Raw genomic sequence first — 10,911 nt, forward strand, 5'->3', positions numbered from 1 at the left:
GTCGTGGGCGCCGACGACAGTGTCGCGGCACGTGGCACGGCCAGCCGCAGGGTGGGCCATCAGGCCATCACGGCGCAGGTCAGCGAGGGGGCGTTGCGCGAATGGGGGCTGGACGTGGGTGGCCAGCGCCCGGCGCTGAAAAAGTCGTCAATCCAACGCCGTGGCGGCTCAACCCAAATCGAGCACCAGGCGACTGCTGCGCGCCCGTGAGCAGCAAGGCGTGAACTGGTCGTTTGCGGCCTGCTCCTCGGGCGTGAGGTACAGGTCGCGATGCTCGGGTTCCCCGCCAATCACCCGCGTCAGGCAGGTGCCGCAGACGCCTTGCTCGCAGGAGGTCAGCAGGGGTGCGCCCGCGGCGATGAGGGCCTGGGCGGCGGTCTGATGGGCGCCAACAAGGATCACGCGGCCGCTGCGCGCAAGTTCGATTTCGAATGGGCCGTCCTGACCGGTCGAGGCCGCCGGCGCGCCCGCGAAGAACTCATGGTGGACCCGACCCTCTGGCCAGCCGTGGCGTTTCGCGGCGTCGGCTACCGCATCGATCAGCCGCTTGGGGCCACAGACGTAGACGTGGGTGTCGGCATCGCGAGTAGCCAGCAGTGCTTGCACGTCGAGGCGGTCGCCAGCCACGTGAAAACGCGCAGCGCCAGCCCAGGCGCTCGCCTCGATCTCCGCTCGAAAGGCCATGCGCTCGGCGCTGCTCGCCGCGTAGTGGAGTTCGAAGTCCGCGCCATCAGCCGCGAGCTGGCGAGCCATCGCCAGGATGGGCGTGATGCCGATGCCGCCGGCGATCAGCAGGCTGCGGCGGGCTTGCGCGGCAAGCGGGAAGTGGTTCTTCGGTGCGCTGATCTGCAGCGTCTGCCCCGGGCTCAACACCTCGTGCACCGCTCGCGAACCGCCGCGCGATTGAGCGTCGAGCAGCACGCCCAGCACATAGCGGTCGGCCTCTGTGGGGTCGTTGCTGATCGAGTACTGACGAACGATGCCGCCGGGCAGGTGGACGTCGAGGTGGGCGCCGGCCGTGAAGGCGGGCAGGGCGCCACCATCGGCAGCCACGAGGGTGAGGGCGCAGACGTTCTGCGCGACCGCGGTCTTGGCCTCGATGCGGACCGTGATCATGCCTGCGCCGCCAGCACTCGTTCGATGACCTTGCGCGACTGCACACCGCCGCCGTCGATGTTGAGCATCAGCAGCTGGCGCTGTGGCCAGGCGAGCAGGTTGAGCTGCTGGCGTTCCAGCATCTCCTGGTCCTCCGCAAAGATCTTGCCCTGGCCCTCGCGGATCTGGGCCGTCAGCGCCTCGTCCTGCGGCTTGAACTTGCGCGCCATGCCCCAGAAGTAGTGGATGGAGGTGTCGGTCTCGGGGGTGATGAAGTCCACCACCCAGCTCGCTGCCTTTACTGCGTCGGGTGCCTCATAGCCGCCCTGGCCGGCCAGCGCTACGCCTACCTCGATCATGATGTGGCTGGGCGGCGTGAAGTGGCAGATCTGCCAGCGGTCCACCGGCTGGTCGTCGGGCAGGCCGTTCATGCGCAGGGCCATCTTCCAGAACGGCGGCGCCTCGATGCCCTGCATATGGCGCTCGGTGATGACGTGGTCGCCGTCGACGCGGGTCGTGCACGGGATCTCGTCGATCTCCTTCTGGCCGATGCTGCCCGCGTGCACATAGGTCTCGTGCGTCAGGTCCATCAGGTTGTCGACCATCAGCTTGTAGCCGCAGACTATTGTGTACAGGCCGCCGCCGTAGCCGAAGGCGGGGTTGCCCAGCCATTCGAAGGCGGGCAGCTTGGCCACGTCGGCTTGCGCCGCGTCGCCCGGCCAGACCCAGATGAAGCCGTGCGCCTCATGCACCGGGAAGCTGCGGATGGCCGGGAAGCCACGCACGCGCTGGCAGGGCATGGCGACGGTCTTGCCGTCGCCGCCCATGGCCAGGCCGTGATAGCCGCAGACGAGGGTGTCGCCATGCACGCTGCCCAGCGACAGGGGCGCGCCGCGGTGGGGGCAGAAGTCCTCCACCGCGCTGACGTTGCCGGCGCTGTTGCGGAAGAAGGCCATCGCGTGGTTGCAGACCTTGCGGCCCAGCGGCTTGTCGGTGCCGACCTCGTCGCTGCGGGCGGCGACGTACCAGGTGTTGGTGATGAACATGAGGAGTCCTTCAGCGCGGCGCCATGCGCAGGGCGCCGTCGAGGCGGATGACTTCGCCGTTCAGGTGCCCGTTGCTGGCGATGTGCAGGGCCAGCGCAGCGAACTCCTCGGGCAGCCCGAGGCGCTTGGGGAAGGGGATGGAGGCGGCGAGCGACTGCTGCACTTCTTCCGGCAGCTCCTTCATCAGCGGCGTGGCGAACAGGCCCGGCGCGATGGTGCAGACGCGCACGCCGAACTGCGCCAGGTCGCGTGCCAGCGGCAGCGTCATGCCGACGATGCCGCCCTTGGAGGCCGAGTAGGCCTCCTGGCCGACCTGGCCGTCGAAGGCCGCGACCGAGGCGGTGTTGACGATGACACCGCGCTCACCGTCAGCCAACGGGGCTAACGCAACGATGCGGCTGACAGCCAGGCGCGTCACGTTGTAGGTGCCGATGAGGTTGATGCGCACGACGCGCTCGAAGTCCTCCAGCGGCGCGGGCGAGCCGTCGCGCTGCACGATGCGTTTGGCGCTGCCGATGCCGGCGATGTTCATCAGGATGCGGGCCGGGCCGAAGGCAGCGGCGGCGGCATCCAGCGCGGCGGTGACGGATGCCGCGTCGGTGATGTCGCAGCGCAGCGCCAGCGCGCGGTCGGCGCCGATGTCGGCGGCCACGCGCTGGGCGCCGGCTTCGTTGATGTCGAGCAGGGCGACGCGGGCGCCTTGGGCCGCGAGGGCGCGTGCCACGGCTTCGCCGAGGCCGGAGCCGGCGCCGGTGACGAGGGCGGTTTGTCCAGAGATGTTCATGGTGTTCAGCGGTGCGGGGTGATGACGTCGGGGTGGCCCACGGGGGCCTCGTGCAGCAGTTCGACCAGGGCCGCGCGGCGGCTCAGCACGGCGCGCTGGTTGATCGAGCCCTTGTCGGTGATCTCGCCACCGTCGATGGACGGCGGCTCGGCCAACAGCAGCAGCCGGGCCGGGCGGGTGGCACTACCGGTGCCTTGCACCCAGAGCTGGTTGGCCAGCGCCTCGAAGAAGGCACGCACGGTCGAGTGGTTCAGCACGTCTGCGGTGGCGGCGGTGTCGGGCAGTTCAGCCAGGCGGCGGGCTTCGTTCACGCGCGGCACGATCAGCAGGCCGATCTCGTCGCGCCCGATGCCGGTGACGACGGCGTCGTGCACGCAGGGGAAGCCCAAGGCGATGACGCGGGCGCGCAGCGGGCCGACGCTGACGAAGGTGCCGGTGGAGAGCTTGAAGTCCTCGGCGATGCGGCCGTCGAACATCAGACCCTGCGTGGGGTCGGTGGGGTCGCAGGGCCGGGCGGCGTCGCCGGTGCAGTAGTAGCCCTCATCGTCGAAGGCTTCCTGCGTCAGCTCGGGCTCGCGCCAATAGCCGGGCATGACATTGGGGCCGCGAAAGCGCACCTCGGCCTTGTCGCCCGTGGGGACGAGCTTCACGTCGACACCGGGCACGGGCCAGCCGATGAAGCCGGCGCGGGCCTCCTCAGGGATGGCGAAGGTGCATGTGGGTGCGGTCTCGGTCATGCCCAGGCCCGCCGCGATGCGGATGCGCTCGCCGATGGCGGCTTCGGCCAGCTGGTTGAAGGCGTCCAGCGTCTTCGGCGACAGTCCCGCGCCGCCGCACTCGACCAACTGCAGCCGGCTGAAGAAGTGGTCGCGCAGCGCGGTGTCGGCCTGCAGCGCCGAGATGAGTTCGTCAAAGCCCTTGGGCACGTTGAAGAAGATCGTCGGCGCCACCTCGCGCAGGTTGCGCAGCGTGGCCTCGAAGCGGCCCGGCACGGGCCGGCCCTCGTCGATGTAGAGGCTGCCGCCGTTGTAGAGCACCAGCCCCAGGTTGTGGTTGCCGCCGAAGGTGTGGTTCCACGGCAGCCAGTCCAGCACCACGGGCGGCTGCTCGGCCAGGAAGGGCATGGCCTGCAGCGTCATCTGCTGGTTGGCGCACCACATGCGCTGGGTCATGACCACGCCCTTGGGCGCCTTGGTCGAGCCCGAGGTGAACATCAGCTTGGCGATGGTGTCGGGGCCGATCTGCGCGTGGGCGGCGTCGAGCGTGGGGCCGGGTGGCGTGTCGAGCAGGTCGGCAAAGCGCTCGGTGGCCCGGCCTTCGAGCCGGCCCTCGCCGAGGATGACGCGGGTGTCCGCCGTGACCGTGGCCTCGATTGCGCGGGCATAGCCCGCGTCCGCCGCGTAGACCGCGCCCGGCGTGGCCTTGGCGAGGATGTGGCGCAGGCGGCCGTGGTCGGTCGAGACCAGCGAATAGGCCGGCGAGATGCTGACGCTGGGGATGCCGGCCCACATGGCGCCCAGCATCAGGCTGAGGTGCTCCAGGTCGTTGTCGGACAGGATGACCAGGGGTTTTTCGACGCCCAGGCCACGGTCCAGCAAGGCCTGGCCGAGGGAGCGTGCCCGCTCGACCATCTCGGCGTAGCTGATGCAGCGCCAGCCGCCGTTCGCCTCGCGTTGCGCTGCCAGCAGCCGGTCCGGCGCCACCTGTGCCCAGTGCAACAGACGCTCGCCCATATGTCCCGGGTAGGCCGCCAGCGGCTCGGTTGAGCGCAGCACGAAGCCGCCGTCGGCGCGGTGCTCGACGCTGGCGTTGTCCAGGCAGCCACCGATGGCGACCGGGCGGTAGCGCGGCTTCATGACTTGACGACCTTGGGCGTGCGCTTCTGCAGGAAGTCCTGCAGCCGCTGCTTGGCCACGTCGTCGCCCTGGGCGATGGCCGCCATCAGCGACTCCATGAAGAGGCCGTCGGCCTGCGACAGGTCGGCAATGCGCGGCAGGGCCTGGGTCACGGCGAAGTTGGACAGCGGCGCGTTCTGCGCGATGCGGCCGGCCAGCTCGATGGCCTTGGCCACGGCCTCGCCGGCCGGCACGACGTACTGCACCAGGCCGCGCCGTTCGCCTTCGTTCGCGTCCAGCACGCGGCCCGTCAGCATCATGTCGCTCATGCAGGCCACGCCGGCCAGGCGCGGGATGCGGGCCGAGCCGCCACCGCCGACGAAGATGCCGCGCTGGCCTTCCGGCAGGCCGAAGTAGGCGGTCTCGTCGGCCACGCGGATGTGCGCGGCGGCCGCCAGCTCCAGCCCGCCGCCCACCACGGCGCCATGCACCGCAGCGACGACCGGCGCGCGGCAGAACTGGATGGCATCCATGACGACATGCCAGCCGCGCGAATGCAGCACGCCCTCGGCGACGCTGCGCTCGGCGAGGTCCGACAGGTCCAGGCCGGCGCAGAAGTGGCTGCCCTCGCCGCTGATGACCAGGGCCTTGGTCGACGCCGGCAGGTTGAGCAGGGCGGTGTGCAGCTGGCGCATCAGCTCCTCGTTGATGGCATTGCGCTTGGCCGGGCGGTTCAGGCACAGGTGCGTGACGGCGCCGGCATGCTCGATGCGCAGCAGGTCGAGCTGGGCCAGCAGGCCGCTGGCGGGGAGGAAGTCGGTGGCGGCGTTCATTCGTGGGTCTGCTTGGAGAGAGCGGCGGCCAGGCCGCCCCAGTGTGCTTGGAAGAGGCCGGCGTCCATGGTCTTCACGTCGCGCATTAGCGGGCGGAATTCCATGTGGGCCAGCACATCCCGCTCGAGGTCGATGCCGGGTGCGATCTCGGTCAGCTCCAGGCCTTCAGGGCGCAGCGCGAACACGGCGCGCTCGGTGACGAACAGCACCTCCTGGCCACGCCGTGCGGCATCGCGGCCGTTGAAGGTGATCTGCTCGACCTGCTCGACGAACTTGCGCGCGCGGCCCTCCTGGCGGATGTGCAGCTGGCCATCGGCCACGGCGAGGTCCACGCCGCCAGCGGTGAAGCTGCCGCAGAACACGAGGCGAGGCGTGGAGGCCGTGATGTTGATGAAGCCACCACAGCCCACGGGCCGGCCGTTGAACTTGCTGACGTTGACGTTGCCGTGGCGGTCGGTCTGGGCCAGGCCGAGGAAGCTGCAGTCCAGCCCGCCGCCGTCGTAGAAGTCGAACTGCGACCCCTGCTCGATGATGGACTCGGGGTTGTAGGCCATGCCGAAGTCGCCGCCCTGGGCCGGCACGCCGCCGTTGACGCCGCACTCCACGCTGAGGTTGAGCAGGTCGGACACGCCCTCCTCGGCGGCCACCGACGGGACGCCGGCCGGGATGCCGATGCCCAGGTTGGTGACGGCACCCGGCTGCAGCTCCATGGCGGCACGGCGGGCGATGACCTTGCGCTCGTCCAGCGGCATGGCCGGCATGCTGCCCAGCGGCACGCGCACATCGCCGCTGAAGGCCGGGTTGAAGGCCGTCGTAATGGTCTGCAGATGGTTCTCGGGCTTGGCGACGACGACGTAGTCCACCACCAGGCCCGGCACCTTGACGCTCTTGGGATGCAGGCTGCCGGCGGCCACCACGGCCTCGACCTGGGCGATGACGATGCCGCCGCAGGCTCGCGCGGCTTGGGCGATGGACAGCTGCTCCAGCAGCACGCCTTCCTTGTCCATGCTGAGGTTGCCGCGCTCGTCGGCATACGTCGCGCGAATGAAGGCGACGTCGATGCGCGGCGAGGGGTGGAAGAGCCACTCCTCGCCCTCGAACTCGACCAGGCGCACGAGGTCTTCGCGCGCGGCGGCGTTGAGCTTGCCGCCTTCCAGGCGCGGGTCGACGAAGGTGCCCAGGCCGACCTTGGTCAGCAGGCCCGGCGAGCGGCTGGCGATGTGGCGCGTGAGGCTGGAGAGCGAGCCCTGCGGGAAGTTGTAGGCCTCGACCTCGCCGGCATGCACCATGGCCATCATGGCCTTGCCGGTCTGCCCGAAGTGCCCGGCGACGACGCGCTTGACCATGCCCGCGTGGGCCAGATGGGCCATGCCGCCGCTGCCGGCGTTGCCGATGGCGCCGCAGGCCCAGGTGGTGAGCTGGCGCGGGTGGCCGGTGGCGAGGAAGTGGCGCTCCAGCCCCTGCAACGCCTCTTCGGCCAGGCCCATCATGGCCAGGCCGCCGAGGAAGAGGGTGGCGCCGTCTTTGACGAGGGGGCCGACCTGGTCGGCAGTGATGATCTTCATGCTTGTGTGTTCTCGATGAGCAAGGCCATGCCCTGGCCGCCGCCGACGCAGGCGGAGACGATCGCGTAACGGCCGCCACGGCGTTGCAGTTCGCGGGCGGCGGTGAGGGTGAGGCGCACGCCGGTGGCGGCGAGCGGGTGGCCAAGGGCGATGGAGCCGCCGTTGACGTTGAGCTTGGTCAGGTCCAGGCCGAGCTCCTTCACGCAGGCCAGGGTCTGGGCGCCCTGGGCCTCGTTGATCTCGAAGAGGTCGATGTCCGACAGCTTCAGCTCGCAGCGCTTCAACAGCGCGCGGATGGCCGGTGCCGGGCCGATGCCCATGATCTCCGGCGGCACGCCGGCTGCCGCCGCGCCGCGCAGCCGGGCGAGCGGCTTCAGCCCGCGGTCACGCACCTGCGCGCCCGAGGCCACGACGACGGCCGCCGCGCCGTCGACCAGGGCAGCTGAGTTGCCGGCTGTCTGCACGCCGCCTTCGTAAACCGTGCGCAGGGCCGCCAGCGCTTCGGGCGACGAGGGGCGGGGATGGGTGTCACGGTCCGCCGCGGCCACCTTGCGTGGCAGCTTGATGCCGCGCGCTTCGTAGCCATCCAGCTCGAAGCGCTCGCTGGTCACCGGCGCGATCTCATCGGTGAAGAAGCCGTCGGCCTGGGCGCGCAGCGCGCGCTCGAAAGAGGCGGCGGCGTAGGCGTCGACTTCGGTGCGGGTGATGCCGTACTTCTTGGCCAGGTTCTCGGCCGTCTGGATCATCGAGACCTTGGCGGCGGAGTCGTCGAGGGCCTCCCAGAGGAAGTCCTTGAACTCGACCGGTGCGCCGAGCTTGAAGCCGCCGCGATGCGTGTAGGCGCAGATGGGGTTGCGCGACATCGACTCCGCGCCCACCACCAGCGCGAGGCTGGCGTAGCCGAGAGTGATCTGGTCGGCCGCCTGGCGAATGATCTCGAAGCCGCTGCCGCAGATGCGTTGCACGAGGATGGCCGGCACCTCGATGGGCACGCCGGCATAAAGGCCGACGTGGCGCGGCAGCATGTAGGCGTCGAACGAGGCCTGCGCCATGGAGGCGGTGACGACCGAGTCGACCGCGCTGCCCGGCACGCCCGTACGCTCCAGCGCGGCGCGGGCCGCCTTGATGCCGAGATCGATGGGCGAGACCTCGGCGAGTGCGCCGCAGTAGTCGACCCAGGGCGTGCGTGCGCCACCGAGCAGCCAGTGGTCGTCGAATCGGGCGGAGAAGGTCGGCATGTGAGTGTCAGCGGCGGTTAATGATTAATAGTATTAACTACTTTGACCGTTGCGACACTAGGGTTTGCGCGGATCGAAACTCCACGCAATTGACCAGGTGGCGTTGCTGCATTGCTGACGAAGAGCGCCCGGCACGGGCGCAAGGCTGCGCCTGCCATTGCGGGCAACTGCTTCTGATACAAAACTTATTTGGCGAAGTTGGACCGCTTCGCACGCGCAGCGGCCGAGCCCGCCGCCCCAGCTCAGGAAGAGGGCTGAGCCGCGCGCTGCAGGCGGTACGCCAGCTGAGCCCGCGTGATCCCCAGGCGGCGCGCGGCCGCAGCGAGATTGCCGTTCTCGGCCTCGGTGGCTTCCTGCAATAGCTGGCGTTCGATGGCGTCCAGCTCGACGTGGCCGGCCCCGCCGGTTTGCAGCGCCTCGCCGAGCAGATCGAGCAGGCGCGGCGGCGGCGCGGCCGCCTTTTGCAGCGTGCCATGGGCGCCGATGGTCAGCAGGGCCTCATCGCTGAGCTGTTCGCGGCGGAACATGTGGGCCACGTCGATGGCCTGGTCGTCCTCGGCCGAGATGACGCCGCGCTCCACCAGGTTCTGCAGCTCGCGGATGTTGCCCGGGAAGGCGTAGTGCAGCATGGCCCGCACGGCGCGTGGCGTGAAGCCGGTCGGGTGGCGACCGTGGCGTTGCGCTTCGCGACGCAGGAAATGCGTCATCAGCAGCGGGATGTCGTCGCGCCGCTCGCGCAGCGGCGGCAGGTGGATGGGGTAGACGTTCAGGCGGTAGAAAAGATCCTCGCGGAAGCGCCCGGCGCGCACCTCGGCCTGCAGGTCCACGTTGGTTGCGGCGACGACGCGCACGTCCAGTTGCAACGTGCGCGTGCCACCCACCCGTTCGACCTCGCCCTCCTGCAGCGCGCGCAAAAGCTTCCCCTGGCTGACCAGGCTGAGCGTGGCGATCTCGTCGAGGAACAGCGTGCCGCCGTCCGCCCGCTCGAAGCGCCCCGGGCGTGACTGGCTGGCGCCGGTGAACGCGCCGCGCTCGACGCCGAAGAGCTCGCTCTCGATCAGCGTCTCGGGAATGGCGGCGCAGTTCACGGCCACGAAGGGCTGGGCGGCGCGCGCGCTGATGCGGTGCAGCCGGTGCGCGAAGGCCTCCTTGCCGACACCCGACTCGCCGGTGAACAGCACCGTGGCGCGCRTGCCGGCCACGCGGGCCAGTTGATGGCAGGCGGACGTGAAGGCCGACGACGCGCCGACGATGTCGTGGCGCTCGGCGCTGGGCCGTTCATCCGAGCCTGCGGGAGTGGCGGCCGCCGGCGCCTCGGCGGGCGCGGACTCGGCGGCGTTCAGGCGATGGAATTCCTTGGCTTCGAGATAGCGCAGGTCTTCGCTGATGTCACCCCAGGCCGCAGCGTGGCGGCCGATCACGCGGCAGGCGCTGGCGCCCATCGAACGGCACTCGATCTCGCGAAAGATCACGAGCTGGCCGAACAGGCTGGTCACGTAGCCAGTGGCATAGCCCACCTGCGACCAGCAGGCGGCCTCGGTGCCGACACCGTAGGCGCTGATGTGCTCATCGTCTTCGCTGGRGTGCTCCCACAGGAACTCGCCCTCGTAGGTGCCGCGGTGGATGTCGAAGTCGAAGGCGAGCGGCGTCACCTTGACCACGCCTTCGAGTGCATGCAGCCGCGTGCCGGCCATGAAGACGTTGGCCGCGTCGGCATTGGGCCAGCGCTCGCGCACGAGCTGGGCGTCGCGGGCGCCGGACACATAGCCGGCCCGCGTCAGCAGGCCGCGCGCTCGCTCCATGCCGAGGGTGTCGATCAGCTCGCGGCGCAGGTGACCGACGGAGGAGCTGTGCAGCAACAGCATGCGCTGGTCGTTCAGCCAGATGCGGCCATCGCCGGGCGAGAAGAACAGCGACTCGGTCAGGTCGCCCATCGTCGGCGCCTGGTCCTCGACGAAGTGCTTGCTGTCGCCCCGCTTCAGCATGGTGCCGGTCTGGCGGGCCACTTCGGCCAGGGAGATGCGAGGTAGCTTGGTCATGAGGTGATGAATTGRGCAGGTCGGCGGCTTGTCACTCCCTCGAATTGTTTTCATTTGATAAATATCTGGGTGAGGGGATAACCCGAAGATGCGGCTTCTTTACCGGGGCCAGGGAAAGTCCCAGGGGTGACCGATGTTTTCACTCTGAAAACGATCGGACGTGGTGCCGCCGTGCACCTTGCTGGCGTGGCGCACTGGCATGGCGTGGCACACGCGTTGCACTGCAAGTGGGCAAGCGAGCACCGAGTTCGCGCTTTCGCAACCCACCTCAGCAGCCCCGCCATGACCCCTCAGCCCCTACTCGACCCCACCCTGTGGCGTGAACACCTGTACAGCAGCGGTTGGCGCGCCGCGTCCCAGGCCGCCGACCTGATCGAGCCCGCGACGGGCGCCGTGCTGGTGCGCACCGGCCGCGCCGTGGCCGCCGACGTGCCGCCCGCCACCCTTGCCGCCACCGCCGCCCAGGCCGCCTGGGC

General features: G+C 69.8%; 9 protein-coding genes and 1 pseudogene. 2 read left to right on the forward strand and 8 right to left on the reverse strand.

All coding sequences use genetic code 11. The features are described from left to right. Nucleotides 1-210, forward strand: a 210-nt coding sequence (locus tag AC1DU6_RS10785; RefSeq protein WP_477857124.1) for a hypothetical protein, incomplete at its 5' end; no start/stop codon positions are given. On the opposite strand, the gene AC1DU6_RS10790 is transcribed toward AC1DU6_RS10785, so the two are convergent. The 8 genes from AC1DU6_RS10790 to AC1DU6_RS10825 form a co-directional block, all read right to left on the reverse strand. Continuing rightward, nucleotides 169-1,116: a PDR/VanB family oxidoreductase gene (locus AC1DU6_RS10790; protein ID WP_457321348.1), complete on the reverse strand. Its 948-nt coding sequence runs from the start codon at nt 1,114-1,116 to the stop codon at nt 169-171. The genes AC1DU6_RS10785 and AC1DU6_RS10790 overlap by 42 nt on opposite strands. Beyond that, the gene (locus AC1DU6_RS10795) at nt 1,113-2,141 is read right to left on the reverse strand and encodes a Rieske 2Fe-2S domain-containing protein (protein WP_477857126.1); all 1,029 of its coding nucleotides are present in this window, start codon (nt 2,139-2,141) and stop codon (nt 1,113-1,115) included. Before AC1DU6_RS10795 ends, AC1DU6_RS10790 begins: the two co-directional genes overlap by 4 nt. Nucleotides 2,142-2,151: 10 nt before the next feature. Next, nucleotides 2,152-2,925 carry an SDR family NAD(P)-dependent oxidoreductase gene (locus tag AC1DU6_RS10800; RefSeq protein ID WP_457321351.1) on the reverse strand — a complete coding sequence of 258 codons (774 nt, stop codon included), beginning with the start codon at nt 2,923-2,925 and terminating at the stop codon, nt 2,152-2,154. A 5-nt stretch (nt 2,926-2,930) separates the two neighbouring features. After that, entirely contained in the window at nt 2,931-4,781 is a 1,851-nt protein-coding gene (locus tag AC1DU6_RS10805; RefSeq protein ID WP_457321353.1) for a feruloyl-CoA synthase, read from the reverse strand. Continuing rightward, nucleotides 4,778-5,593 (reverse strand): crotonase/enoyl-CoA hydratase family protein, encoded by an 816-nt coding sequence (locus AC1DU6_RS10810; protein ID WP_457321354.1) that lies wholly within the window; start codon nt 5,591-5,593, stop codon nt 4,778-4,780. The genes AC1DU6_RS10805 and AC1DU6_RS10810 overlap by 4 nt, the downstream gene beginning before the upstream one ends. Next, complete coding sequence (locus AC1DU6_RS10815; RefSeq protein ID WP_477857129.1) at nt 5,590-7,158, reverse strand: acyl CoA:acetate/3-ketoacid CoA transferase; 1,569 nt, start codon at nt 7,156-7,158, stop codon at nt 5,590-5,592. The genes AC1DU6_RS10810 and AC1DU6_RS10815 overlap by 4 nt, the downstream gene beginning before the upstream one ends. Continuing rightward, entirely contained in the window at nt 7,155-8,396 is a 1,242-nt protein-coding gene (locus AC1DU6_RS10820; RefSeq protein ID WP_477857131.1) for a thiolase family protein, read from the reverse strand. Before AC1DU6_RS10820 ends, AC1DU6_RS10815 begins: the two co-directional genes overlap by 4 nt. 242 nt (nt 8,397-8,638) lie before the next feature. Further along, the gene (locus tag AC1DU6_RS10825) at nt 8,639-10,435 is read right to left on the reverse strand and encodes a sigma 54-interacting transcriptional regulator (protein WP_477857133.1); all 1,797 of its coding nucleotides are present in this window, start codon (nt 10,433-10,435) and stop codon (nt 8,639-8,641) included. Nucleotides 10,436-10,717: 282 nt separating this feature from the next. Between AC1DU6_RS10825 and AC1DU6_RS10830 the strand changes: the two are divergent. Beyond that, a pseudogene (locus AC1DU6_RS10830) lies at nt 10,718-10,911 on the forward strand (benzaldehyde dehydrogenase); the annotation flags it as partial.

This window comes from Roseateles sp. P5_B10 (genome assembly GCF_056400485.1).

Excerpts from the sequence above, each read along its gene's own strand:
- AC1DU6_RS10795 (WP_477857126.1), bottom strand. The coding sequence starts at position 2,141 with ATGTTCATCACCAACACCTGGTACGTCGCCGCCCGCAGCGACGAGGTC.
- AC1DU6_RS10800 (WP_457321351.1), bottom strand. The coding sequence starts at position 2,925 with ATGAACATCTCTGGACAAACCGCCCTCGTCACCGGCGCCGGCTCCGGC.
- AC1DU6_RS10810 (WP_457321354.1), bottom strand. The coding sequence starts at position 5,593 with ATGAACGCCGCCACCGACTTCCTCCCCGCCAGCGGCCTGCTGGCCCAG.
- AC1DU6_RS10815 (WP_477857129.1), bottom strand. The coding sequence starts at position 7,158 with ATGAAGATCATCACTGCCGACCAGGTCGGCCCCCTCGTCAAAGACGGC.
- AC1DU6_RS10820 (WP_477857131.1), bottom strand. The coding sequence starts at position 8,396 with ATGCCGACCTTCTCCGCCCGATTCGACGACCACTGGCTGCTCGGTGGC.
- AC1DU6_RS10805 (WP_457321353.1), bottom strand. The coding sequence starts at position 4,781 with ATGAAGCCGCGCTACCGCCCGGTCGCCATCGGTGGCTGCCTGGACAAC.
- AC1DU6_RS10790 (WP_457321348.1), bottom strand. The coding sequence starts at position 1,116 with ATGATCACGGTCCGCATCGAGGCCAAGACCGCGGTCGCGCAGAACGTC.